At 75.8% G+C, this 25212-nt stretch carries 21 protein-coding genes; 8 read left to right on the forward strand and 13 right to left on the reverse strand.

Annotated elements, in window-relative coordinates:
- Positions 1–172: 172 nt before the first annotated feature.
- The 4 genes from ACFCX4_RS17555 to ACFCX4_RS17570 all read right to left on the reverse strand — a co-directional run bounded on the left by ACFCX4_RS17555 (position 173) and on the right by ACFCX4_RS17570 (position 5619).
- A complete protein-coding gene (locus ACFCX4_RS17555; RefSeq protein ID WP_376143314.1) occupies positions 173–529 on the reverse strand; it encodes a hypothetical protein in 357 nt (118 codons plus the stop codon).
- 156 nt (positions 530–685) lie between these two features.
- Positions 686–1234: a TetR/AcrR family transcriptional regulator gene (locus ACFCX4_RS17560; protein WP_376143316.1), complete on the reverse strand. Its 549-nt coding sequence runs from the start codon at positions 1232–1234 to the stop codon at positions 686–688.
- A 207-nt stretch (positions 1235–1441) separates the two neighbouring features.
- Positions 1442–4189 (reverse strand): hypothetical protein, encoded by a 2748-nt coding sequence (locus ACFCX4_RS17565; RefSeq protein ID WP_376143318.1) that lies wholly within the window; start codon positions 4187–4189, stop codon positions 1442–1444.
- Positions 4186–5619: an SWIM zinc finger family protein gene (locus ACFCX4_RS17570; RefSeq protein ID WP_376143320.1), complete on the reverse strand. Its 1434-nt coding sequence runs from the start codon at positions 5617–5619 to the stop codon at positions 4186–4188. The genes ACFCX4_RS17565 and ACFCX4_RS17570 overlap by 4 nt, the downstream gene beginning before the upstream one ends.
- Positions 5620–5789: 170 nt before the next feature.
- Here ACFCX4_RS17570 and ACFCX4_RS17575 point away from each other — a divergent pair, with 170 nt between their 5' ends.
- Both ACFCX4_RS17575 and ACFCX4_RS17580 read left to right on the forward strand, forming a co-directional pair.
- Complete coding sequence (locus ACFCX4_RS17575) at positions 5790–6698, forward strand: acyl-CoA thioesterase (protein WP_376143323.1); 909 nt, start codon at positions 5790–5792, stop codon at positions 6696–6698.
- Between the two features lie 149 nt (positions 6699–6847).
- On the forward strand, positions 6848–7501 hold the full coding sequence (locus ACFCX4_RS17580) for a TetR/AcrR family transcriptional regulator (protein ID WP_376143325.1): 654 nt from the start codon (positions 6848–6850) through the stop codon (positions 7499–7501).
- Positions 7502–7531: 30 nt separating this feature from the next.
- Here the strand turns inward: ACFCX4_RS17580 and ACFCX4_RS17585 are convergent, their stop codons facing one another.
- Positions 7532–8887, reverse strand: a complete 1356-nt coding sequence (locus tag ACFCX4_RS17585; protein ID WP_376143327.1) for a sulfite oxidase — start codon at positions 8885–8887, stop codon at positions 7532–7534.
- Positions 8888–9205: 318 nt separating this feature from the next.
- Here ACFCX4_RS17585 and ACFCX4_RS17590 point away from each other — a divergent pair, with 318 nt between their 5' ends.
- The 4 genes from ACFCX4_RS17590 (at position 9206) to ACFCX4_RS17605 (ending at position 12669) form a co-directional block, all read left to right on the forward strand.
- Positions 9206–10093 (forward strand): alpha/beta fold hydrolase, encoded by an 888-nt coding sequence (locus ACFCX4_RS17590; protein WP_376143329.1) that lies wholly within the window; start codon positions 9206–9208, stop codon positions 10091–10093.
- Positions 10094–10147: 54 nt separating this feature from the next.
- Positions 10148–10522, forward strand: a complete 375-nt coding sequence (locus ACFCX4_RS17595; RefSeq protein ID WP_376143331.1) for a MerR family transcriptional regulator — start codon at positions 10148–10150, stop codon at positions 10520–10522.
- A 168-nt stretch (positions 10523–10690) separates the two neighbouring features.
- Complete coding sequence (locus ACFCX4_RS17600) at positions 10691–12334, forward strand: BCCT family transporter (RefSeq protein ID WP_376143333.1); 1644 nt, start codon at positions 10691–10693, stop codon at positions 12332–12334.
- 149 nt (positions 12335–12483) lie between these two features.
- Positions 12484–12669 (forward strand): hypothetical protein, encoded by a 186-nt coding sequence (locus ACFCX4_RS17605; RefSeq protein WP_376143335.1) that lies wholly within the window; start codon positions 12484–12486, stop codon positions 12667–12669.
- A gap of 120 nt (positions 12670–12789) precedes the next feature.
- On the opposite strand, the gene ACFCX4_RS17610 is transcribed toward ACFCX4_RS17605, so the two are convergent.
- Positions 12790–14727 (reverse strand): DUF2398 family protein, encoded by a 1938-nt coding sequence (locus ACFCX4_RS17610; RefSeq protein WP_376143337.1) that lies wholly within the window; start codon positions 14725–14727, stop codon positions 12790–12792.
- 272 nt (positions 14728–14999) lie between these two features.
- Here ACFCX4_RS17610 and ACFCX4_RS17615 point away from each other — a divergent pair, with 272 nt between their 5' ends.
- Complete coding sequence (locus ACFCX4_RS17615) at positions 15000–15746, forward strand: lysoplasmalogenase (protein ID WP_376143339.1); 747 nt, start codon at positions 15000–15002, stop codon at positions 15744–15746.
- A gap of 213 nt (positions 15747–15959) precedes the next feature.
- Here the strand turns inward: ACFCX4_RS17615 and ACFCX4_RS17620 are convergent, their stop codons facing one another.
- The 7 genes from ACFCX4_RS17620 to ACFCX4_RS17650 form a co-directional block, all read right to left on the reverse strand.
- Positions 15960–16607, reverse strand: coding sequence for a hypothetical protein (locus tag ACFCX4_RS17620; protein ID WP_376143340.1), 648 nt, complete (start codon positions 16605–16607; stop codon positions 15960–15962).
- Positions 16608–16773: 166 nt separating this feature from the next.
- Positions 16774–17577 carry an exodeoxyribonuclease III gene (locus tag ACFCX4_RS17625; RefSeq protein ID WP_376143342.1) on the reverse strand — a complete coding sequence of 268 codons (804 nt, stop codon included), beginning with the start codon at positions 17575–17577 and terminating at the stop codon, positions 16774–16776.
- Between the two features lie 101 nt (positions 17578–17678).
- Positions 17679–19469 (reverse strand): gamma-glutamyltransferase, encoded by a 1791-nt coding sequence (gene ggt, locus ACFCX4_RS17630; protein ID WP_376143344.1) that lies wholly within the window; start codon positions 19467–19469, stop codon positions 17679–17681.
- A 139-nt stretch (positions 19470–19608) separates the two neighbouring features.
- A complete protein-coding gene (locus tag ACFCX4_RS17635) occupies positions 19609–20715 on the reverse strand; it encodes an ROK family glucokinase (protein WP_376143346.1) in 1107 nt (368 codons plus the stop codon).
- Positions 20712–21569 (reverse strand): ATP-binding cassette domain-containing protein, encoded by an 858-nt coding sequence (locus tag ACFCX4_RS17640; protein ID WP_376143348.1) that lies wholly within the window; start codon positions 21567–21569, stop codon positions 20712–20714. Before ACFCX4_RS17640 ends, ACFCX4_RS17635 begins: the two co-directional genes overlap by 4 nt.
- A complete protein-coding gene (locus ACFCX4_RS17645; RefSeq protein WP_376143349.1) occupies positions 21566–22603 on the reverse strand; it encodes an ABC transporter permease in 1038 nt (345 codons plus the stop codon). Before ACFCX4_RS17645 ends, ACFCX4_RS17640 begins: the two co-directional genes overlap by 4 nt.
- Positions 22600–23628 (reverse strand): sugar ABC transporter substrate-binding protein, encoded by a 1029-nt coding sequence (locus ACFCX4_RS17650; RefSeq protein ID WP_376143351.1) that lies wholly within the window; start codon positions 23626–23628, stop codon positions 22600–22602. The genes ACFCX4_RS17645 and ACFCX4_RS17650 overlap by 4 nt, the downstream gene beginning before the upstream one ends.
- Positions 23629–23938: 310 nt before the next feature.
- Between ACFCX4_RS17650 and ACFCX4_RS17655 the strand changes: the two genes are divergently transcribed.
- Entirely contained in the window at positions 23939–25111 is a 1173-nt protein-coding gene (locus tag ACFCX4_RS17655) for an alpha/beta hydrolase (RefSeq protein WP_376143353.1), read from the forward strand.
- Positions 25112–25212 lie beyond the last annotated feature (101 nt).

The following is a 25212-nucleotide window of genomic DNA, read 5'->3' on the forward strand; positions in this document are numbered from 1 at the left end:
GGGTTGCTGTCCTTGATGGTGTTGCCGGCGATGCCCGTGAAGGTGGCGGAGCGCTTGCTGCCGTCGGCCTTGGTGTCGCCGTCCATGCCGCGCAGGTAGAACGCCGCCGACTTCGAGACCACGGGCGCGGGCGCACGGGGCCGCGGTGCCCACCCGGCAGGGGTACCGGCGGTCAGACGGGGCGCTTGGCGTGTTCCACGAGGTCGACGGTGGCGCGCGGGTCCTCGACCTCGACGATCAGCCGGCTGTAGCGCTCGTCGGCGAGCTCGATCACGACGGCCCGGGCGGCGTTCTTGACGTCCCAGAAGACCCACTCGCCGCCCGAGCGGAAGGTGCCGGCGGTGATCACCCCGGGGAAGTGCGTGCCACCGACCTTGATCCCCTTGGGCTCGCGGAGGATCCCGGGGTCGACGGTGGCGCCCCGGACGTTGCCGAGCGGGATCTCGATCCGGCTGCGGACCGCCCAGAGCCGGTCGAGGCCCTCGATCTCCACGACGAGGGTCTGGTCGGTGATGCTGACACGGGCCATGGAACTGTCTCCTCCGGCTGATGGGCGTGCGGTGGTGGTGGTACGTCCGGCGAGGGTGCCCGCGGTACGGGCGGTCGCGGTACGGGCGGTCGCGGCGCAGGTGCTCGCCGCGCAGGTGGTGGCCGAGCAGGTGGTGGCGGAGGCGGTGGTCGCGGGTCAGCCGACGCGCTCGGCGAAGGCGAGCACCGCTCCGGGAGGCGGCCCGCCGAGACCGGCGCGGGCCCGGAGCCGCAGGCCCAGCACGGTCGCGGTGAGCACCCCGGCGGTACCGGGCCCCCCGTCCGGCGCCCCGTCCGGCCCGGTGCCGCGGACCCGTTCGACCGCGGCGTCGAGCGCGGCCATCCCCTCCGCGACCAGGGCGCCGACGTCCGGGTCGCTCCCGGCCCGTTCGACGGCTGCGGAGAGCAGCAGGCCGGCGGCCGGTCCGCCGTCGAAGGCGCCGACCGCCCGGGCCAGCAGGGCGGCGAGGCCGTCGGCCTCCCCCAGCGCCACCGCGAGCGGCAGCACCTCCTCGTCGAGGTGGCGGCGCAGCGCGGCGAGGTAGAGGCCGCGCTTGCTGCCGAACACCTTGTAGAGGCTCCCCCGGTGCACACCGAGCCCGGTGACGAGATCGTCCACCGAGGTCCCCTCGTACCCGTGGACGGCGAACAGCTCCGCCGCCGCACGTACTGCCTGCTCCTCGTCGAAGGCGCGTGGTCTTCCCATGGGCAGGACTCTACGAGTTGAAGAACGATCGGTCAAGAACGAGCGTTCTCAAAAATGCGCGCCCCGCCCCGGGCCCGCCCCGCAGGATCCCCGGGGGGGCGGGACGGACCGGGGACGGGGCGCGATCCGGATGCGGTCCGGGGCGCGGACGCCCGGCGGCCGGCATCCGGGGCCGGTGGTCAGGCCCCCGTCCCCGGGGCCCCGTGCTCAGGGAGCGGCCAGGGTGTCCCGCAGGGCGCGCGCCTCCTTGACCAGACGGCCGGCACCCGGGCGCCCGGCGGTCGCCGTGACCTCCGGCAGCGGGCCGCGGGCACCGCAGCGGCGGGCGGCCTCGGCCGCGACCGCGACGAGGTCCACGGTGCCGCGCGGCGCCTCCCCGGCGAGCAGCGGCGGGAGGGCGGTGGCCAGCACCGACCAGACCGTCCGGTACGCGCCGGTCCCGGCCGCGGTGGCCAGGGAGTCCGCGAGGCGGTTGGGCTTGACCGTGCCGTGGCCCACCAGCTCGCCCAGCTCCCGCCCGAGCAGCGCGCCGTCCAGGTCGCCGCGGGCGGCGAGGACCAGCAGGGCGTCCACCGCGGCGGTGCGGTCCTCCGGGTAACGGGCACCCAGGCAGTAGGCGAGCGCCAGGTGGAGCGCCAGCCCCGCCGGGCCGCCGGCCTCGGCGAGGACGACCAGCATCCCGGCGGCGCCGCGCTGCTCCTGGTCCGCCGAGGCGGCGAACCAGTCCAGCCAGCGGGCCGCCTGTTCCTCCCGGTGGTGCGGCAGCATCGCCGACCAGTGCGCGGTGGGCGACCAGGGCCACCGGCTCTGCGCGCGGATCCGGTTCACGCTCGGCTCGGTGGCGTCCAGCAGCACCCGGAAGTGCTTGTCGAGCTGCTCGCCCGCCGGACCGGCCGGGCCGGTGGTGCCGCCCTTCTGCGCGACCGTGAGCCGCTTCAGCTCCTCCCACCAGCGCGCCCAGGCGTTGCGGCGGCCGGGGTCCCGGCCGGGCGCGAAGAGCACCCGCTCCGAGGACTGGGCGGGCACCCCGCCCTCGCGCAGCCACACGGCCGCCCACCGCCCGGCCGGCCTGGTCAGCCGGTCGGCCGCCGCCAGCACCGCCGGGTCCGTCGTCGGCGCGACCCGCAGCAGCGCGGCGTTGAGGTCGGCCGGACCGGCCGCCACGCCCGCCGCCTCGTACTCCGCCAGCCGCCCGACCAGCACCTCCGGGGCGATCGCCCCGGAGGCGTCGGTCGGCGTGGCCAGCAGCAGCGGCGGGCAGTCACCGGGGATCCCGAGCCGTACGGCCGCCTCGGCGAGCCGGGCGGCCAGCACCGTCCCGTAGGTGGTGGTCTCCCCGCCGAGCAGCGGGTGCGGGCCCTTCGTGCGGAACACCAGGCCCCGCACGTCGGCCTGACCGGCCACCGCCGCCGCGACGTACAGCACGTCGCCCGGGCCGCAGTCCCGCCACCGGCCGACGTTCTGCCAGCGGTGCACCCGCAGCACCGGCTCCAGCGCCTCGGCGAGCGCCGCGCGGTCGCGGTGGGTGTGCCGGACCAGGCCGTCCAGGACGCGCTCGAACTGCGCGACGCCCGTCTCCCCGCCGACCAGCAGCGAGGAGAGCTCCTCCGCCACCTCCACCGGGGTGGCGATCGGCTCGCCGAGCGGCGCGGGCACCGGGGCGGGCGGCAGCAGCTCGTCCCACGCCGTGTCGCCGTCCCCCGACTCGCCCACCGGCGCGCCGAACAGCTCGCCCGCCCGGGGGTGGTGGACGGGGTTGAGCGCCTCGGCGGCGAGCCGGAGCTCCGGCAGCACCGCCCCGCCGGCCGCCTTCAGCCGGCGGGCGACCACGTTGAGCGCCCGCTCCTGGATGGTGGTGTCGGGGTGGCCGAAGGCCTCGGCGGCGGCCAGGGCGACCGGGCCGGACCGCTCCGGGGAGCGCCGCGCGGCCTGCTCCAGCCAGCCGAGCTGGGCCCTGACCAGCTTCTTCTCGCTGCGGAACAGCACCACCACGGAGGCCTCGGTGACGACCTCGGGCTCGACCAGCCCCGCCTCGTCCAGCTCCGTGAGCACCTGCTGGGCATGGCCGGCCACCGCCGGGATCCCGTCGAGCAGCGCCAGCAGGTCGCGCACCCGGGCCGCGTACTCCGGCGGGGTGGGCGCGAGCGCCGCGAGCACGCCGAGGAAGGCCTTCTGGTCGCCCGGCCGGCCGCCGCGCACCAGCCGGCCGAGGCAGAGGTCGATCAGCTCGTCCCGCCCGAAGAGTGCCGCCCCGTCGGGCCCCGGCCCGGCGATCCCGGCGATCGCCGCCGGCCAGCTGTCACCCGAACGGGTGGTGTAGGTCAGGTCCAGGTGCCAGGCCACGTTTTCGAGTTCGAACACCCTGGGCAGCAGGGCCGGGGTGAAGGGGTCCCTGCGCAACCGCTCCAGCAGGGTGTCGGGGGTCCCCCGCCGACCCCTCTCCGCCCCGGCCGCCGAGCGCAGCCAGGAGAGGGTGAAGTCGTCGGAGGCCGGCACGGTGCAACCGGTGCGCCGGACCACCCGCTCGATCAGCGGGTACAGGGCGTCGTTCCAGCCGGAGCCGCGCTTGGCGGCGAGCCGGCCGACCACCTCGATCTGCCACTCCTCCGGCTGGGCCTCGACGACGTCGGCCAGCGCGGGGTGACGGGCCCGGGCACCGGTGAAGTCCCGGGACCCGATCCAGGTGGCCGCGCCGGCCGCGCCGGGGTGGCAGCCCGCCCCCGCCACCAGCACCGCCGTCATCCGCCGCTCGGCCTCCCGGTGCCACTTGCTGCGGTTGTCCCGGCGCAGCTCCTTGAGCGCCGGGACGCACGAGCGCCGCTCGGCCGGTCCGAGGGCGGCCAGCAGGCCCGGCACCCGGCCCGCGTCCCCCTCCCCGACGGCCGCCAGCAGCGCCCGGCACGCCTCCGTCAGCCCCTGCGCGGGCTCCGTCGTGCTCCTGGTCCCGGTGCTCATCGCGTGCCCTCCCGCACTCCGGCGTCCGCTGCCGCTCCTGCTGCCCGTCCCGCTTCCGCGGCCCGCTCCGCACGGACCATCCCGACCGCCAGCACGTGCTTGCACGGCCCGCGCCCGCCCCGGTACTTCGCCCACCAGAGGCAGGTACAGCCGGCCTCGCCGCCCGTGTCCGTGCGCACCCGCTGGACGTGGTCGTCCACCGTGACGAGGGCCGTCGCACCGCCCTCCTCCAGCCGGACCGCACCGGCCGCGACCAGCGCCCGGGCGGCCCTCAGCCGCGGGTTGGCCGCCTCCGCCCGCCCCGTGTCGTACGGGAGCTGCCGGTGGAAGTACGCGGCCTCCGCGACGTCGTACCCGATCTGTCCGGCGGTGCCGAGCCGGGTGAGCGCGGCCCGCACCCGGGCCGGGGTGATCCCGGCCTGCTCGGCGAGCTCGGCGACCTCGATCCGGGGCTCCCAGGCGAGCAGCGCCGCGACCAGGTCGGCGTCCGGCCCGGCGGTGCCGGTGGCCAGGGCGCCGAGCACCCCGCCCTCGCCGCTGAAGCCCCGGGAGGCGTCCGGCGAGAGGGTCAGGGTCAGCCGCATCCCGGGCAGCTCGACCTCCCAGGCGGAGGCCGCCGGGGCGCCGTCCGCGGTGACCGGCGGGCCGTAGATCCGCAGCGCCAGCGCGTGCCGCAGCACCCGCTGCAGGGCGGCCAGCCGCTCCGGTCCGGGCAGGCAGACCGCGCCGGGCACCGGGCGGGTGGTCGGCCGCAGGGTCCGCCCGGCCGGCACCACCCACTGGGCCACCCGGGCACCGGCCCGGCCGCCGCCCCGCGGCAGCGAGCGCAGGAACCGGACCGCCTCGGCGGCGGGCAGCTCGGCCCGCAGGTCGAAGCCGGCCGCGGTGACCTGGGTCTCGGCGAAGCCGCGCAGCCAGCGCTCGGGCAGCGGGACCTTCTTCTCGACGACCGGGCCGTCGAAGGTGGTGACCTCCAGCGCGTCCGGGCCGACGGCGAGGTGCAGCGGCTCGGCGCGGCCGATCCGGGTGAGTGCCTCGCGCAGCGGGTTGTTGACGTCCACGTTGGTGGTGCCGTGGCCGATCTCGTCGCCGTCCAGGCCGGCGGCGAGCACGTCGAGGCGGGCGTAGACGCCGCAGCAGCCGGAGAAGGACTCGAACCGGAGCCGGTCGCCGTTGGCGGTGACCACCGGGTCGAGCGAGGCGCGCAGCTGCGGCTGGTAGTAGCGGGCGGCGGCCACGTCGGCGACGGCGAGCAGCGCGGCGGCGGCCGGCGCGGGCTCGGCCAGGAAGCCCGCGAAGAAGCGCGGATGGGCGGCCGTCCCGAGCGGGCCGGCACCGCCGGAGGTCTCCAGGGCGAGGCTGCGCCCGGCCCCGGCGTCGACGACGGCGGACGGACGCAGATAGGCGTACGCGTGTGCGGATTGCGACATGCCGAGCACGTTAGGTCAGGGCACTGACAACGGGCCGCTCAGGGGGCGGCGGCGGGCCGGCCGGCCTCCTCCCGCGTCGATCTTCTGGAACACGTTCTAGCAAACTTGTTCACCCGGTGGGGTTGTCCAGGTCACACCGACCGGCGGTCCGGGTCTGCCACTATGGGCCCGTGACAGAGCTGACCGAACAGGACGGACGGGCCACCGACACGGTCGGCCCGTTCGCCGAACTGCTGCGGATCGAGCGCCTCGACGAGAACACGTTCCGCGGCCACTGCCACGCCGGGGCGCCGATGCGCGCGTTCGGCGGGCAGGTCGCCGCGCAGGCCCTGGTGGCCGCCGGACGGACGATCGGCGAGGACCGCTCGGTGCACTCGCTGCACGGCTACTTCCTGGTGGCCGGCGACCCGACCCGCCCGCTCGACTACCGGGTCGACCGGGTGCGCCAGGGCACCTCCTACGCCACCCGGCGGGTGACGGCCGTCCAGGGCGGCGAGGCCGTCTTCACCCTCTCCGCGTCCTTCAAACGCCCCGAGCCCGCCGCCGACCGGCACCGGGAGGTCCCGCGGCTGCCCGGCCCCGAGGACCTGCCGGACGCCTTCTCGCTCTGGGACGACGCCGCCCGCGCGGCCCTGTCCGACAGCGGCTTCGGCGCGCTGGAGCTGCGCTTCGTCCCCTCGGACGCGCCGGGCGTGCCACCGGCCGTGCCGGGCATGCCGCAGCAGTTCGTCTGGCTGCGCACCGGCACGCCGCTGCCCGCCGACGACCCGCTGCTGCACGTCTGCGCGCTCACCTACCTCTCGGACCTCACCCTCGCCTCGACGGCCGGGCTGCACGTCCAGCCGAACTTCTTCCAGCGCAACGAGCCGCCCCGGCTGCTGATGGCCTCGCTGGACCACGCGATGTGGTTCCACCGGCCCTTCCGGGCCGACGAGTGGCTGCTGTTCGCGCAGCGCAGCCCGTCCTCCTCGGACGGCCGCGGGCTGGCCCTGGGCGAGTTCTACGACCGAGCGGGCCGACTGGTCGCCTCCGCCGTCCAGGAGGCGCTGATCCGCGAACGCCTGGTCACGCCGCGCTGAGCCGCCCGCGGGGGCCGCTCCGCCCCCGGATCCGCCCCCCGTGCGCCCCCGGTCCGCCGCCCGCCCACCGCCCGGTGGCCGGGCGGCGAACGCAGGGCGGCCGGTCGGCGTCATATTCCTGAGCGGCCCCGGCCCGTATCATGGTGCGGGTGACCAAGGTTGACCTGTCACCAAGGCCGGTGGAGGCGATGTCTCCGCGTCAGCTCGAACGCCGCGAGGGCCTGATCGCGGCGGCGCTCGCCCTGGTGAACGAGATCGGCGTCGAACGACTGCAGATGAAGCAGGTCTGCGAGCGGTCCGGAGTCGCCCTCGGGACGGCGTACCGCTACTTCTCCTCCAAGGACCACCTGCTGGCGGCGGCGATCGCCGAGTGGCAACGGCTGCTGCTCGCGGACCTGGTGGCGGAGCTGCGCGGACCGCGCGCGGGCCTGGGCGCCACCGACCGGGTGGTGCGGTTCGTCCGCGGCGGCATGCGGGCCTACCAGCGCCAGCCGGAGCTGGCCCGTCTGCGGGTGGCCGTCGCCGCCTCCACCGACCCCTTCGCCAGCGAGGCGCTGCAGGGCATGGCCCGTGCCGACAGCACGGCGCTCCAGGCGGTGATGGCCGACGAGGTGCCGGCCGCCGCGAGCGACCTGGTGCGGCACATCGTCGGCCACGCCTGGCAGGGCGAGCTGACCGCCTGGGTGACCGGCCGCACCACGCTCGGCGACGCCCGACGGCGGCTGGAGGACGTGGTGCGGCTGGTGCTGACCCCCTACGAGGCCGACTACCCGGCCCCGTACGAGGTCCCGTCCAGCGCGTGAGCGGGCCGGCCGGGCGGGCACCCGGGCGGCTCAGCCCACGGTCACCGGGTGCACCACCACCGCGTCGAACAGGTAGCCCTCGCGGTTGAACAGCGACACCTCGGGCTGGGTGTTGCCCCGGCGGTCGGTCGCGCGCGCCCGCAGCTCGTACGGGCCGGGGCGCTCCGGGCGCCAGTCGAAGGTCCAGCGCGTCCAGTTGCCGGGCCGCGGCTCGTCGCGCAGTTCGGCGCGCCGCCAGCGCCGGCCGCCGTCGACCGACACCTCCACCCGGCGGACCGGCGCCGCGCCGGACCACGAGCGGCCGTGCAGGTGCTGGGTGCGGCCGGCCGGGAGGACGGCGTCGCGGGCCAGCTCGAAGGCGCTCTTCACCACCTGGGTGGTGAGCGGCGCGCTGCCGCCGGGCGGGTAGTCGGGGCCGAAGAGGCGGTAGGAGTCGGTGTTCCAGGGCGAGTACAGCGGCCGGTCCGCCACCTCGACCGTGCCGACCCACTTGACCGAGGCGATCCCGACCCAGCCCGGCACCACCACCCGCACCGGCGCGCCGTGGTCGGGCGTCAGCGGCTCGCCGTTCATCTCGTAGGCGAGCAGCACGTCGTCCAGCGCCTTGGCGACCGGCAGCGGCCGGCGCACCCGGCCGAGGTTCACGCCGTTGACGACGGGCTCCGGGTCGAGGCCGGCGGGCATCACGTCCACCGCGTCCGCCGTCAGGCCCGCCCGGCGCAGCACCTCCGCCAGCCGGACGCCCCGCCAGCGGGCCGAGCCGATGCCGCCGAGCGTCCACTGGGTGCCGGGCACGGTCCGGTGCTGCTGGCTCGCGTAGAAGCTGCGGCCGTTGCCGGCGCACTCGATCAGCGCGCCGATCGAGTGCGAGGGCAGGCCGCGCAGGTCGTCGAGGGAGAACTCCACCGGCTGCCCGGCCGTCGGGGCGCCGCGCAGTCCGGCGCCGAAGATCCGCAACCGCCAGTCCGCGGCGTCGATCAGCGGGGTGCTGGTGTGGTTGCGGACGAAGAACCGTTCCACCGGGACGTGCCGGCCGACGGGGCCGCCGTCCGCTCCGCCGCGCAGCGCGTCGAACCGCATCTCGGCGTTGGTCCCGCGCGGCACGAACCACTCGGCGGGCAGCGGCTTGACGATCCCGGGCACCGGTCCGGCGGCCGGTGTCGCGCCACCGGCGGGCCCGGGCGGGCCGGCCGCCGGGGCCGGGGCGGCGGACGCCCGCTGCGCCCCGGCCAGGGCGCCGGCCGGCAGGGCGGCCACGGCTCCGGCCGAGGCGAGCAGGCGCAGCAGGTCGCGGCGCTCGATGCCGTCGGCGCGGGCCTCGCCGGCCAGCCACTGGCGGCGGCGGAGCCGGTCGTAGGCGGCTTCCGAGGGGATCTGGGCGGACATGGGCGCACTCCCGTTCGATGGGGGATCGTGGCATGGCGGGCGGTCGCGAGGAGGCGGTACGGGCTCAGCGACAGCGACAACGGCCGCGCACCGGCGGGACGCGGCGGGCCCGGGCGGCGCCCGCCGCAGCCGCGGGCCGCCCGGTGGGCGTCACAGCGCGGAATCCCCCGGTCACGTCCCGGATCATAGGCCCGCCGGTGACGCCGCGTCAGGCGTTCGCGGGGCCCGGCGGTCTTGACCTTCTCACCGGTGTCACCTCCTACCGTGCGGGGACGGGCCGCCCGGCCCACCTTCCGCACCCGGACCAGGAGCACCGCCATGACCGCCTCCCCCGTCTCCCCCTCCCCCGCCGCACCCCTCGCCGTCACCGTCCTGGGCAGCGGCCCGGGGCTGCTGCTCGCCCACGGCGCCGGCGGCAGCGCCGCCGAGAACTGGGGCCCGCTGCTCGGCGACCTCGCCGCCCACCGCACCGTGGTCGCCCCCGACTACCCGGGCTCCGGCGACAGCCCCGACGAACCCGGCGAGCCCCACTCGCTCGACGAACTGGCCGACCGGCTGGTGGCCGCCGCCGACGCGGCCGGGCTGGGCGGCTTCGACCTGGCCGGCTACTCGCTGGGCGCGGCCGTCGCCGTCCGGATCGCCACCCGCCACCCCGGACGGGTCCGTTCCCTGCTGCTGATCGCCGGGGTCGCGGGCGGCTCGCGGCGGCTCCGGGCGCTGTCCGAGCACCTCGTCTCCCTCGCGCCGCGGCCCGGGCGCCTGGCCGACCGGCTGCTGACCGCGGGGTTCGGCCGGACCTGGCTGGAGTCGCTGCCGGCCGACCGGCTCGCCGGGCTGCGCGCCGCCCTGGCCGGCACGCCCGTTCCGGCGGGCTTCCGCTGGCAGTTCGAGCTCGCCGGCCGCGCCGACGTGCGCGCCGAACTGTCCCGGGTGCACGTGCCGACCCTGGTCGTCTCCACCACCGAGGACGCGCTGGTCCCGCCCGAGCAGCACCGGATCCTGGCCGACGGCATCCCCGGCGCCCGGTGGGCCGGACTGAGGAGCGGCCACCTGCCGGTGGTGGAGCGGCCCGCCGCGCTCCGGGACCTGATGCTGGGTTTCCTGGCCGCTCCCGCCGCCGACCCGGCCGGCGAACCCCTCGGTGACACCCCCACCGGCCCCACCACCGGCCGCCCCGCCGGTTCCGCCCTGCCCGCCGCGGCCTGACCGGCCCCGCCGTCCGACGGGAACACCCCACCGGACGGCGGCGTTCGACCGGTCATGCGCATCGGAGAACTCGCCCGGCTGACCGGGGTGTCCAGCCGCCTGCTGCGGTACTACGAGGAACAGGGCCTGCTCGAACCCGCCCGCTCGGCCGGCGGCTACCGCGAGTACGACGAGGGCGACACGATCCGGGTGCGGCAGATCCGGAGCCTGCTGGCCGCGGGTCTGTCCACCAGGGTCATCGCGACCGTCCTCCCCTGCGCGACCGGCCCGATCCCCGCCCTGGAGGCCTGCCCCGACCTGCTCGGCACGCTCCGCGGCGAGCTGGCCGAACTCGACACGCGGATCGCCGAGCTGACCCGCAGCCGGCGGGCCTTGGCCGGCTACCTGGACGCCGCCGGACCGCCGTCGCCCCGGTACGCGGCCGCCTGACCGGCCCGCGCGACCCGTCCTGCCTGACGCCCCCTCAGGTCGGGGCTCCCCGGCGTGCCCTCCCGGCTCTCCCCACGGGAACTGGACATAGTACGACATGCATCCCTTTTTCGATCATGTCGTCGACGCATGTTGTCCGTCCGCCCGCACGCCGCGAGAGGTTCCTCCATGACCAGTCAGCCCCACGAGCCGCCGGACGAACCCGCCGCCACCCTCCCCGTCGACCGGGTGGTGTTCGGGGTCGGCGCGGTCGCGGTGCTCGGGGTCGTCGCCTGGGGCGTCTTCGCCGAGGACTCCCTCGGCCGGACCTCCAGCACCGCCCTCGGCTGGGTGCTGCACAACTTCGGCTGGCTCTTCGTGGTCGCCGCCGACGTCTTCCTGGCCCTGACCGTCCTGCTCGCCTTCAGCCGGTTCGGCCGGATCCGGCTCGGGCGCGACGACGACGAACCGGAGTTCTCCACCCTCGCCTGGGTCGCGATGATGTTCAGCGCCGGCATGGGCATCGGCCTGATGTTCTACGGCGTCGGCGAGCCGCTCCAGCTGTTCGCCGCCCCGCAGCCCGGCTCCGGACTCGAACCGCAGTCGGCGGCCGCCGCCCAGCAGGCACTGGAGTTCTCGCTCTTCCACTGGACCCTGCACCCCTGGGCGATCTACGCGATCGGCGGCCTGGCGCTCGCCTACACCACCTTCCGCAAGGGCCGGGGCAACCGGATCTCCGCCGCCTTCGTCCCGCTGATCGGCGAGCAGGGGGCGAACGGCTGGGCGGGCCGGGCCATCGACCTGCTCGCCGTGTTCGCGACCGTCTTCGGCTCCGCGACCAGCCTGGGCCTCGGCGCCCTCCAGGTGGCCGACGGCCTCGGCTACGTCACCGACGTCGAGAACACCGAGACCACCCAGCTGGTCATCATCGGCGCGCTGAGCGCCGCCTTCGTGCTCTCCGCCTTCTCCGGCGTGCACAAGGGCGTCAAGTGGCTCTCCACCGCGAACGTCGTGCTGGCCTCGCTGATCATGGTCTTCGTCTTCGTGGTCGGCCCGACCGTCTTCGTGCTGGACGCGATCCCCTCGACGGTCGGCGGCTACCTCTCCGACCTGCTCCCGATGGCCACCCAGACCGGCGCCTTCACCGACGAGAACTGGCTCGGCAGCTGGACCATCTTCTACTGGGCCTGGTGGCTCTCCTGGGCACCGTTCGTCGGCACCTTCATCGCCCGCATCTCGCGCGGCCGCACGGTGCGGCAGTTCCTGGTCGGCGTGCTGCTGGTGCCCAGCGGGGCCACCGTCGTCTGGTTCTGCGTGATGGGCGGCACCGCGATCCGGCTGGACAGCACCGGCGCCGCCGACCTCGTCGAGACCATCCCCCAGGGTGCCGAGGCCTCGCTCTTCGAGATGCTGCGCTCGCTCCCGGCCGGTGCGGTGACCAGTGTGATCGCGGTGCTGCTGGTGATGACCTTCTTCATCACCAGTGCCGACTCCGCCTCGCTCGTGCTCGGCTCGCTCTCCAGCCGCGGCTCGCTGCACCCGCGGACCTGGCTGGTGGTCGTCTGGGGCGTCCTGATGGGCGGGGTAGCCGCCGCACTGCTGCTGGCCGGCGGGCTCACCGCCCTGCAGAACGCCACCATCCTGGTCGCGCTGCCCTTCGTCGGGGTGATGCTGATGCTCTGCGTCGCCCTGGTGAAGGAGCTGCGCTCCGACCCGGCCGCCGGACCCTCCCGCTTCCACCCCGCGTACGGCCTGCGGGACGCCGTCCGGGTCGCCGTCGGCGAGGCGCTGGCCGATGCCCGCCGGGGCAACCGGCGTCCGCCGAACGGGTGAGGGCGGTGCCCTGGGGGTGGTCTTCGGATCACCCCCAGGGGTGGTTTGACCTGCGGCATTGCACATGTCGCCCAAGCTGACGCCCAGCTCCCATCCGGACTTCACCCGCACGTAGCGATCGTTAACGCCGCCCTGGAAACCTCCCTGGCATGAACGCCAACCCTCCGGCGACCCTCCAGGATCCGCGCTTCCCCCTGCCCCAGCGCCACCGCCGCTTCCTGGCCTGCGTCGCCGTCGTCTCCTCCGTCGCCCTGGGCACCCTGGGCGTCGGGGCCACCGTCGAGACCGTCCGGCACGGCACCGTCGCGACCGCCACGGCCGTCGTCCGGAAGTAGCCCCGCCCGCCCCTCCACGGCCCGCCCGATCACCGGATCGGCTGCGGGCCTCTCCTGTACCCGCGGCCCCCGTACCCGAGGCCGGCGCCCCGGGGGGCGGAGCGGCCGGACCGGCACCCCTCAGAGCGAGCGGGCGGCCTCCGGACCGGGGCGGGAGTGGCGGCCGGTGCCCGGCGCGGGCAGCAGGTCGGGAGCCGGGGCGTAGCGGGCGGCGGGGGCGCGCAGGAGCCAGCCCGGGGGGCGGGTGCCCCGCGGGGCGGGGGTGATCAGGCCCATGCGGTGGAGCAGGTCGAGGGCGTCGCGGCGCAGCGCGGTGCGGTCGGCCAGGTAGTCGCGGCGCCAGCCGGCGGGCAGGCCGTACTCGTCCGCGATGTCGCCCAGCACGCCGTCTATCAGGGCGTCCGGGACGGGCACGTCACCGCCGGCGTCCTCGCCGGGCAGCGGCCGGACCTCCTCCACCAGCCGCTCGACCAGCAGCAGGGCTGCCTGGGCGGCGGTCCCGGAACCGGACAGGGCGAGGTCGGTGAGCTCCTCGGCCGGGTCGAGGAGGGCGACGCCCTCGGCCCGCTGTTCCACCTCCAGGCCGAGGAACTCGGCGAGCGCGGCGGGGCCGGAGTGCCGGTGCTCCCGCAGCCAGGCGCGCTGCTCCTCGGTGAGGTCGGTGGTCAGCACGGCCGGGTTCTCGGCGAGGCGCCGGCGGACGGCGGTGCCGGGCCCGGCCGCGGCGGCGCGGCGGACGAGATCGGCGGCGTCGTCGGCGAGCGCGGGCGGGCCGGCCGGGACGGCGCGGGCGAGCTCCCGGTCGACCGTCAGGACGCCGGCTCCGGCGGCGTCCGCGCGGTCCCCGGCCAGCTCGGCCGAGGGGTCGGCCACAGACTCCGCAGAGCGGTCGGCGGGGAGCTCGGCGGGGAGGCCGGCCAGCACCTGCCAGTCCGCGAGGACCGCGAGCGCCATGGCGAGGTCCGCCCGGTGCGCGGCGGCCGGGGCGGGGCCCCCTGCGGCCGGGACGGCCGGACCGGGGTCGGCGGCGCGCATCGCGGCCAGCAGCCGCCCCAGCGGGAGCCGCTCCGGCGCGTCGACGAGCAGCGCCAGGGCCAGGGCGAGCTGCGCGTAGCCGCCGGGGGTGAACCGGGCGCCGGTGACGGGGTGTTCGAGGCGGCGGGCGGCGCCGGGGCCCGGGCCCGCCTTGTGCAGACGGGCGTGCCAGGGGCCGACCACCAGGCGGTAGCCGAGCAGGGAGTCGAAGCGCTCGGTGAGCCAGTCGCGGTGACGGCGGATCAGCGGGAACCCGTCGGCGTGCGGTCCGGAGGCGGTGACCAGCGGGTGCGCCAGCAGCAGCCGGGCCGCGATCCGGCGTTCGGCGGCGGTGGTGGCGCCGGAACGATCCTGCGGAACGACGGACGCGGCCCGGGAGAGTTCCGGCTTCCGGTGCCGGCCCGGCCGGCCCGGCTTGGCGCCCGAGAGGACGACGGGCAGCGCGGCGGCGTCCCGGCGGGCCCGCCGCAGACCACCGGCGGCGCGCGGTTCGCGGGCCCGGGCCGGGGCGGGCGTGTGCGCGGTGGGGCCGTGCCACCAGCTGACCTCCGCGCCCTGCCCCGCCGTGAACGGACCGGGCTGGACCGGCACGGTCCGGACCGGGCCGGCCGGGACCGGCACCGGCACGGTGGGCGCGCCGAAGTGACGGGCCGGATAGAGGCCGAAGGAGGCGGCACAGAGGTCGTCGGCGGTGCCGGGGTCGGCCTCGGCGAACCAGCGCGCGAGCCGCAGCAGCCCGGGATCGGGCGAGAGCGCCCCGGCCTGCGGACCGTCAGCTCCCGCCACGGGCGCGGCGGCCGGGCCGACCGGCACATCCGGTCCGGCCGGAGGGACGGGCGGGGCGGACGGAGGGGCGGGCGGGGCGGCCGGGGCCGGCGGGAGCGCCGCGTCCGGATCCGCGGGCCCGGTCCGGAGTACGGCGAGGACGGCGCCGGTGGTGCTCAGCCCCGCCCCGCCCGTGCGCCCGTCCGCCGTGCCACCGGCCGTCCGTGCGGCGCCGGTCGCGTACTCCTGCTGCTTCATGTCGGGGACCAGACTAGACGCTGGGCGCGGCCGACGCTGGCAGCCGGACGACTCGCGGCGACATCCGGCCGCGCGCCGGACGGCCCGTGCCCGGAGCACCGGCGCGCCGCCCGGGCGGGTGCCGGCCCGGCGACGTGTCACCCCGGTGGGACCGTCCGGTCTACGCACCGGTAACAATTTCCTCCGGGCCCCGGGCAGGCCGCCGGTCGCGCCCGGCCCGGGCCGTCCGCCCCGCCGCCCCGCTCCCCCATCGACCCGGAGGACACCGCCGCATGAGCATCCGTACGACCACCCGCACCGTTCTCGGCGGTCGGCTGCGCCCGGCCTCCGCCCTGTTCACCGGCTTCGCCGCCACCTCCGCGGCCCACCTGGGCGCGCTGCTGACCGGGACGCAGCCGCTGCGGCACGCCACCAAGCCCGCCCTGATGCCACTGCTGGCCGCGCACAGCGTCACCAGGGCGGCCGAGGCGGGCCGGCGGGCGCCGCGGCTGCTCGCCCCGGCACTGCTGCTGAGCGCGGGCGGGGACGTGCTGCTCCAGCTCGGCGACGAGACCGCGTTCCTGGCCGGCATGGGCTCGTTCGCGGCGGCGCACGTCTGCTACGTGACGATGTTCGTCGGCCAGGGCGCGCTGACCGACCGCCGGCGCGCGCTGGTGGTCGCGGCGGCCTACGCGACGGCCTGGGTGACCGTGGTGGGCCGGCTCTGGCCGGATCTCGGGGACCTGCGGATCCCGGTGGCCGGATACAGCCTGCTGCTCGCCTCGACGGCGGTCGCCTCGGCCGGGCTGGGCCCGCGCGCCGGGCTGGGCGGGGCGCTGTTCCTGCTCTCGGACACCCTGATCGCCACCAAGCTGGCCAAGTGGCGCGAGCTGCCCGGCCACGAGTTCTGGATCATGGCGACGTACCTCCTGGCGCAGTACCTGCTGGCGAGCGGCGCCCTGCGGGCCGACGCCGCCCGGGCGGAACACGCACCGACGCCCCCCGCCACGCGCCCCACCGACACGCCCACCACCGCCTGACCACCATCAGCCGCGCGCGGAGGGCCGGAGGACCGCCAGGCGCCGGGGCGACGCCCGGACGGGGTTCCGGCGGGCGGACGGCCCACGACGAACACGACAGCCCGGCGGCACCCGTCCGCGGGACCGCGGGCACGACGGTGCCGCCGCACGACGGTGCCGCCGGACGTTCGGTCCGGCGGCACCGTCCGCGGGTCGCGCCCGCGGGGCGGTCCCTCAGGCGGATCCGGCGCCCGCCCGCCGGCGCAGCAGCCAGAAGCCGCCCACGCCGCCCACGACCAGCAGCGCGCCGCCGGCCAGCTCCACCGGGTCGGCCTCGATCGAGCCGCCCAGGCCGGTGTTCACCGCACCGTGCGGGCCCACCTGCTGGCTCCCGGCACCGGACTGCCCGAGCGAACCGGCCCACTCCCCGGCGGCCTCGCTCCACCCACCCAGGCCCGAGGGCGCGGAGCCCGCGGCCCCACCGGCCCCGGCGGCCCCGGCGGAGCCCCCGGAGGTGGACACCGAGACCGTGGTCACCGTGACGTTGGTGGTGAACCCGGCACCGTCCGGGCAGGTCCCGTCGACCTTCTTGTCCCCGCCGCCGTGGTCCGCCAGCCGGGCGGAGCCGGTGTGCCGGCCGTCCGAGCCGAGCGTGAGGGTGGCCGGGCCGCCCTCGAAGGCCGGGGAGTTCGCGGTGATGGTCTTGGCTTCGGGCTTGTCGGACTTCTCGCAGGCGACCGTGACCGTCACGGTCTGGCCCGGTGCGGCCTGGGACGGGCTGACCGAGGCCGCGCCGCCGTTGGCGAGCGCGAGGGGGGCCGTCAGGCCGGTCAGCAGCGTCGCGCCGATCAGGGCGGCGGCGGCCGTACGCGTGGGGCGCATGCCGGAACCTCCGGGATTCTCTCGGGCGCAGCCGGGGACTTGGATGCCCTCGTGATCGAACAACTACACCCGGTCACTCACCGACGCTAGGCACCGCCGTCGCCCCCGGCCACCGCTCTGACCCGTTCGGGGGAGCGGCGGTCGCCCGCCGCCGCCCCCGGCGGCCTCACAGGTCCAGGTCGACGACCACCGGGGCGTGGTCCGAGGTGCCCTTGCCCTTGCGCGCCTCACGGTCGACGTAACTGTCGGTGACGGCGTCCACGAAGGGCTTGTTGGCGTAGGTGAGGTCGATCCGCATGCCCCGGTTCTTCGGGAAGGCCAGCTGGCGGTAGTCCCAGTAGGTGTAGGGGCGGTCGTACTTGAGCGGGCGGGGCACCACGTCGTGCAGTCCGGCCGAGTCGAGGGCGGCCAGCGCGGCCCGCTCGGCGGGGGTGACGTGGGTGAGGCCCTCGAAGGCGGCCACGTCGAAGACGTCGGCGTCGGTCGGGGCGATGTTGAAGTCGCCGAGGACGGCGAACGGGCGCTCGCCGGCCGCGTCCTCCAGCGAGGCCCGGCGCAGCGCCTCCAGCCACTCCAGCTTGTAGCGGTAGTGGGCGTGGTCGACCTCACGGCCGTTGGGCACGTAGACCGACCAGACCCGGACCGGGCCGCAGGTGGCGGCGACGGCGCGCGGCTCGACGTCGGGCAGGAGGGCGTCGTCGGCGAGGTAGCCGGGCTGGTCGGGCAGGTCGCGGACGACGTCGTCGAGGCCGATCCGGGAGACGATCGCCACGCCGTTCCACCGGCCGTTGCCGTGCGCGGCCGTCTCGTAGCCCAGCTCGCGGACGGGCTCGTACGGGAAGGCGTCGGCGGCGCACTTGAGCTCCTGGAGGCAGAGCACGTCGGGCTTGGCGCTCTCCAGCCATTCGAGGAGCTTGGGCAGCCGCGCGGTGACGGAGTTGATGTTCCAGGTGGCGATGCGGACGGTCACGGCGGGCGGCCTTCCCGGTGGCGGTTCGGTACGGAGGGGTGGGCGCCCACCAGGACGCCCACCCCGAATCTACCGAACGGCACCGACAGTCCCGCCCGGCCTCACGGCGCGGGCCGGACCACCGCCGCCGCGCCGCCGCCGCGCCGGACCGCCTCGGCCGCGGCGACCCAGCGGCCGTCCGGCAGCCGCTCGACGCCGGTTGCCGCGCCGATCTCCGGCGTACTGGCGAACACGTGGCCGAGCGCCTCCAGCCGGGCCCGTTCGGGCAGTGCCAGGAAGCCCGGCTCGGCCTGGGTGGCGGCGGTGTTGCGCTGGCTGGCGCGCGGCGCGTCGATCGCCTGCGCGAGGCTCAGCCCCCGGTCCAGCCGGCCGAGCAGCACCTGGAGGGTGGTGGTGATGATGGTCGCGCCGCCGGGCGAGCCGGCCGCCAGCAGGGGCTCGCCGTCGCGCAGCACGATGGTCGGCGAGAGCGAGGAGCGCGGCCGCTTGCCGGGGCCGGGCAGGTTGGGGTCGGGCACCCCGGGGAACAGCGGGGTGAAGCTGAAGTCGGTCAGCTCGTTGTTGAGCAGGAAGCCGCGGCCGGGGACGGTGATGCCGCTGCCGCCGGTCTGTTCGAGCGTCAGGGTGTAGGAGACGACGTTGCCCCAGCGGTCGGCCACGGTGAGGTGGCTGGTGCTCAGGCCCTCGTAGGGCTCGCCGGCGGGCGCCTGGGCGGTGTCCGGGCAGGCGGCGGGGTTGCGCGGGTCCCCGGGGGCGACCGGGCTGGTCAGCGCGCGGTCGGGGCTGATCAGGCAGGCGCGGGAGGCCGCGAAGCGGGCGGAGAGCAGTTCCCGGGCCGGCACGTCGTTGAACGCCGGGTCGCCGACCCAGCGGTTGCGGTCGGCGAAGGAGAGCCGCGAGGCCTCCAGGAAGTGGTGGTAGTACTGGGTGGCGTCGTAGCCGCCGAGGTCGCCGTCCTCCAGGATGCCGAGCGCCTCGCCGACGGTGGTGCCGCCGGAGCTGGACGGGGCGATCGAGTAGACGTCGTAGTCCCGGTAGGCGACGTGGGTGGGCTGCTGACGGCGCACCCGGTAGGCGGCCAGGTCGGTGGCGTCCACCTTGCCGGGGCGGGCGACGCGGCCCGAGGCGGGGTCGACCGGGGGGTGCTGCAGGGTGCGGACGATGTCCTCGCCGATCGCGCCCCGGTAGAGCGCGCCGGTGCCCTCCTTGCCGAGCTGGCGGTAGGTGGCGGCGAGGTCGGGGTTGCGGAAGGTGGAGCCGACGGCCGGGAGCGCGCCGCCGGGCAGGAAGAGCTTCGCGGTGTCCGGGAAGTCCTTGAACCGGGCCTGGTTGAGCGCGGTCTGGTCCTGGAAGGTCTGGTCGACGGTGAAGCCCCGCTCGGCGATCCGCCGGGCGGGTTCGAGCGCCTCACCGAAGCTGCGCCGGCCCCAGAGGCCGACCGCGGTCTCCCAGGTGGCCGGGGAGCCGGGCACGCCGACCGACAGCCCGCTGGTGACGGCGTCGGCGAAGGGCAGCGGCTTGCCGTCCTCCAGGAACAGCGAGGCGTCGGCGGTGCGGGAGGCGGTCTCGCGGCCGTCGATGGTGTGCACCCGGCCGGTGGCGTGGTCGTAGTAGACGAAGTACCCGCCGCCGCCGATGCCGGCCGAGTAGGGCTCGGTGACCCCGAGCGCCGCCGCGACCGCCACCGCCGCGTCCACGGCGTTGCCGCCCTTGCGCAGCACCTCGATACCGGCCGCCGTGGCGTCGGCGTCGACGCTGGCGACCGCCCCGCCCCAGCCCACCGCCTCGGGCACCTTGGCCGGCGGCGGCGCCGCACCGGCGGGTCCGGCGGTGGACCACACCAGGGCGGTGACGAGCAGAAGCGGCGGGGCGATGCGGGCCAGGGCTCTCATCCGGAATCCTCCTGAGTCGACGTCAACTCCGTTGTTTCACAGGAGTCGTGACCCCGACAACAGTGCCGCGGCACTACCAACGGGTAGTTGACGCCGGCCCGCCGCCCGGCGCACCCGGCAGTGGTCCACAGGACACGCCCTAGATCACCGCGCGCTCCACCCGGCGCCGCTTGATGGTGCGGAAGCGGCGGGCGACCTGGCGGGCCAGGTCGGCGGCGCCGACCAGGCCCGCCTCGTTGCCGAGCGCGGCGTGGACGATGACCGCCTCCGGGCGGAAGCCGCGGCCGGTGAGGGTGCGGCGGAAGGTGTCGCGGGCGGGGGCGAGCAGCAGGTCGCCCGCCTCCGAGACGCCGCCGCCGATGACGAAGCGGCCCGGGTCGAGGGCGGCGGCCAGGTTGGCGATGCCGACCCCGAGCCAGGTGCCGACCTCGTAGAGCAGCTCGGTGGCGGTCGGGTCGCCGGCCCGGGCGGCCTCGGTGACCAGCGGGCCGGTGATGGACTCGACGGCGCCGCCCGCCCGGGCCAGCAGCGGCTGGACGACCGGGGACTCCTCGGCGACCAGTTCGCGGGCGTCGCGCACCAGTGCGTTGCCGGAGGAGTACTGCTCCCAGCAGCCCCGGTTTCCGCACGGGCAGCGGTGCCCGCCGGGCACCACCTGCATGTGCCCGAACTCCCCGGCCAGCCCGTACCTGCCCCGGTCCACGAAGCCGTCGCGGACGACCGCGCCCCCGATGCCGGTGCCGAGGGTGAGCATCACCATGTGCTCCTCGCCGCGGCCGGCGCCGAAGCGCCACTCGGCCCAGGCGGCGGCGTTGGCGTCGTTCTCGACGATCACCGGGAACCGCAGCCGGGCGCTGAGCGCGTCCCGCAGCGGTTCGCCCCGCCAGTTGAGGTGCGGGGCGAACAGCACCGTGGAGCGGTCGGCGTCGACCCAGCCGGCCGCGCCGATGCCGACCGCGTGGACGTCGTGCCGGTCGGCGAGCTCCAGCACCAGCTCGACGATGACGTCCTCGACCACCTTGGCGCTCTTGGACTTGTCGGGCGTGTCGGTGCGCAGCTTCTCCAGGACCTTGCCCTCGCCGTCGACCACGCCCGCGACCACCTTGGTGCCGCCGATGTCGACGCCGATGGTCGGCAGCCGCAGCAGGCCGGCGGGCAGTGCCCGGCGGCGGCGCTCGGCGCGCGGCCCGAGGCCGAGCAGGGTGGGCAGGACCGGCGGCCGGTTGCCGCCGTGGGGGCTGGTCACGGCTGCGGACGCTCCTCTGCTGAGTCGGGGGTGGGGTCGGCCGCGCCCGGGCCCGCGGGCCGGGCCAGCTCGTGGGAGAGCTCGGCGAGGTCGGAACCGCCGGCCATCTCGGTGGTCAGCTGTTCGAGGCCGATCTCCGCCCGGGGGTGGCTGCCGGCCATCCGGCCCCGCTTCAGCAGCGTGAAGTGGTCGCCGACCAGGTACGCGTGGTGCGGGTTGTGGGTGATCAGCACGACGCCGAGGCCGGCGTCCCGGGCGGCGGTGACGTACTTGAGCACCACCCCGGACTGCTTGACGCCGAGCGCGGCGGTCGGCTCGTCCAGGATGAGCACCCTGGCGCCGAAGTGCACGGCGCGCGCGATGGCCACGCACTGGCGCTGGCCGCCGGACAGGGTGCCGATCGGGCGGTCGACGTCGGGCAGGTCGATGCCCATGTCGGCCAGCGCCCGCCGGGTGGTGGCGCGCATGCCGTCGGCGTCGAGCCGCAGCCCGCCCCAGCGCTTGCGCCCCTGCTCGGAGCCGAGGAAGAAGTTCCGCCAGACGGGCATCAGCGGCACCACGGCGAGGTCCTGGTAGACGGTGGCGATGCCGAGGTCCAGGGCCTGGCGCGGGGAGTCGAGGCGGACCTCCTCGCCGGCCACCGTGAAGGTGCCCTCGTCGTGGCGGTGCAGCCCGGCAATGATCTTGATCAGGGTGGACTTCCCGGCGCCGTTGTCGCCGAGCACGCAGCTGATCTCGCCGGCCCGCAGGGTCAGCGAGACGTCCTCCAGGGCGCGGACCGTGCCGTAGGTCTTCCCCACGCCGGTCAGCGAGAGCAGTTCGGCCGGCGGGGCGGCCGGGGTCGGCGAGGTCATCGGGGCCCCCGTTCGGCGCGGCGCTTGACCAGGGAGTTGAGCAGGGCGGCGAGCAGCAGCATCGCACCGAGGAAGAACTTGAACCAGTCCGGGTTCCACTGGGCGTAGATGATGCCCTTGCTGACCATGCCGAAGATCAGCGCGCCCAGCGCGGAGCCGACGACCGAGCCGTAGCCGCCGGTGATCAGGCAGCCGCCGATCACCGCCGCGACGATGTAGATCAGCTCGTTGCCGACGCCCTCGCCGGACTGCACGGTGTCGAAGGAGAACAGCAGGTGCTGGCCGAGCACCCAGGCACCGAAGCCGACGAAGAGGTAGAGCACGGTCTTCGTCCGGGCGACCGGGACGCCGACCGCACGGGCCGCGGCGGCGTCCCCGCCGACCGCGAAGACCCAGTTGCCGAACCGGGTGCGCAGCAGCACCCAGCTGCCGACCAGCAGCAGGCCGAGCCACCACCAGACGGTGGCCTTGATCGTCAGCCCGCCGACGGTGACCTCCGAGGCGAACAGCCAGCGGCAGGAGGCGAAGCCCTCCATGTCCGAGATCGGCTTGGTGGAGACGGTGCCGGAGACCAGCTTGGTCACGCCGAGGTTGGCGCCGGTCAGCATCAGGAAGGTGCCGAGGGTGACGATGAAGCTCGGCAGCCTGGTACGCGCGAGCATCCAGCCGTTGAACAGGCCGACCGCCAGCGTGACGGCCAGCGAGACCAGCACGCCCACCCAGGTCACCGCGGTGAGCTGGTAGGAGACCATCGACGAGGTCAGCGCGGCGGTGGTGACCAGGACGCCGGCCGAGAGGTCGAACTCGCCGCCGATCATCAGCAGTGCGACCGGGACCGCCATGATCCCGATGGTGGAGGCCGCGTACAGCACGGTGCCCAGCGAGGAGACCCGCAGGAAGGGCTCGGCGACGACGGCGAAGACCAGGAAGACGGCGGCGGCCGCGATCAGCGCGCCCAGCTCGGGGCGGCCGGCCAGCCGGCGCAGCGCGGCCGGGCGCGCGCGCTCCTGGACGAGGACGTCCGGGGTGCTCACCTGGTCCCCCTCGCCACGTACTCGGCGAGCGCGTCCGCGTTCTCCCCGGTGAGGATCTGCGGTCCGGTGGCCACCGGCCTGCCGCCGCCGAGCATGTTCAGGTTGTAGCGGTAGAGCCAGAGCAGGTCCACGCCCTCGTAGCCCTGGAGGTACGGCTGCTGGTCGACGGCGAAGCCGACGGTGCCCGCCTTGAGCCCGGACACCACCTGCGTGCCCAGGTCGAAGGTGTCGAGCTCGACCGGGCGCCGGGCGTCCTGGATCGCCTGCAGCCCGGTGGCGGCCATCGGGCCGGAGAGGGTGAGCACGGTGTCGATCGCCGGGTCGGCCTGGAGCTTGGCGGAGACCGCCGCGCGGGCGTCGGGCATGTTGACGCCGTCGACGTAGAGCACCTGGAAGGCGCCGCCGGCCCGGCCCTGGGCGCCGGAGCAGCGCTGCTCCTGGCCGACGTTGCCCTGCTCGTGGATGACGCAGAGCACGTTCTTGCGGCCGCGGGCGGCCAGCTCGGCGCCGGCGGCCTGGCCGGCGGTGGTCTCGTCCTGGCCGATGTGGGTGAGCGCGCCGAACCTGGCGGAGTACTCCTGGCCGGAGTTGACGGTGATCACGGGGATGCCGGCGGCCCTGGCCTTGCCGAGCACGTCGGCCATCGCGTCGCCCTTGGCGAGGGTGACCAGCAGGCCGTCGACCTTCTGGTCGATGGCGGCCTGGACGAGCTGGACCTGGTTCTGGGTCTGCGCGTCGTTGGAGTACAGGAAGGTGATGTTGTCCTTGGCCGCGGCCTGCTCGGCGCCCTTGCGCACGGTGTCCCAGAAGGCGTCGCCGGCGCCCGCGTGGGTCACCATGGCGACCTTCCAGCGCGGGGTGGTGACGGCGCCGCCGGCGGCGGCCGAGGCCTTGGCGCGGGCCTCCTCGGCGCGTCTGCCTCCGGTGCTGCTGCAGCCGGCGACGGCGACCGTCAGGGCCAGGACGGCCAGGGCGGCGGCGCCGGGCCGGAGCCGGCGGACGGGACTCATGCGGGTTGTGCTCATCCCCATAGTCTCGCTTCCCGGTGGACGCGCGTTCGCACCGCCTCGCCCGGCGGGGCGATCCGTCCGGACGGTATCGTGCCCTGCCGGGGATTCCCGGGAGCCCGCCGGGCACGACGTCCGGGCAGAGCCTGCCAGGGTGGCAGACTGGGGCGGACCCGAAAAAGGGACTTCACTGAAACGTGATGTTCCTCTCAGGTTTCACACAGATTCGGACGGCAACCGATCCCCGTTCCAGGCCGTCCGATGTCATTGAGGTGGCGTTCCGGGCGAGTGGGGCCCGGGCGGCTTCGAACCCGGATACGAGAACTTCATGCAACTGACAGGTACGCCATTCTTCATCTGCACGGTCATCCTCGTGCCGGTCTCCATCGCGGTGGCGATGTGGTTCTGGGGCCGGGTCAGGGGACCCGAGCCGCTGCGCGTCCTGTCCAGGCTGGCGATGATCGTGTTCTGCCAGGCCACCGCCGTGGTCATGGTCTTCGTCATGGTCAACAACGCCAACCTCATCTACGGCAACTGGGACGACCTGCTGGGCACCGGCAACCACGTGCGCGCGGTGCCCGCCGTGCCGCCGCTCGACGCGGCCGCGGGCGGCCGCAGCACGGCACCGCCGGCCGGCGGCGGCGGGGGCGGTGCCCCGGCGGCCGACGCCGCGCACCCGCCGGCCAACAAGGTCCAGCAGGCGTTCCGCGGTGTCGACGACCCGAAGGTGCCGAACGACGTCCAGAAGACCGACCTCAAGGGTCAGCTTTCCGGCGTCGACGGCGAGGTGCTGGTCTGGCTGCCGCCGCAGTACAACGACCCGGCGCACAAGGACAGGAAGTTCCCGGTGGTGGAGCTGATCCCCGGCTACCCGGGCTCCTCCTCCACCTGGTACGGCACGCTCAAGGTGTCCGAGCAGCTGAAGCCGCTGATGCAGCAGGGCAAGGTCGCCCCGTTCATCCTGGTCTCGCCGCGCACCCTGCTGCTGGGCAACCGCGCCGACGCCGGCTGCACCGACGTGCCGGGCAAGGTCAACGCGGACACCTGGCTGACCCGGGACGTCCCGCAGATGATCCTGGACAACTTCCGGGCCGACCCGTCCGCCGACCGCTGGGCGATCGCCGGCTACTCGGCCGGTGCCCACTGCGCCTCGAAGCTGTCGCTCGCCCACCCGAACCGCTACCGGGCCGGGGTCAGCCTCTCCGGCTACAACGACCCGGCGAAGGAGGCCGACTCGCTGGTCGGCAAGGACGCGAAGCTGCGCGAGGCCAACAACCCGGTCACCATCGTGAAGGGCGCCGCCCAGCCGCCGAAGGTCGCGCTGTACGTCTCCGGCAACAAGGGCGACGGCTACGAGGACGGCCAGGCGATCGCCGCCGCGGCGAAGGCGCCCACCACCGTCCAGGTCGTCGAGACCACCGGCCCGCACTCCAGCGACGTCTGGAAGGACATGGTGCCGAGCGTCTTCGAGTGGCTGACCGGCGTCATCCCGGTCCAGTAGCGCACACGGCTCCGTGTCCCCCGTACGTTCTGCGGGCACCGCGAACCCGGCGTCGGGCCCCGGCCGGGCCGTGCGCCGCGACCGCGGCGCGGTGATGGTGG

This window comes from Kitasatospora sp. NPDC056327 (assembly GCF_042261735.1).
GTDB lineage: Bacteria > Actinomycetota > Actinomycetes > Streptomycetales > Streptomycetaceae > Kitasatospora.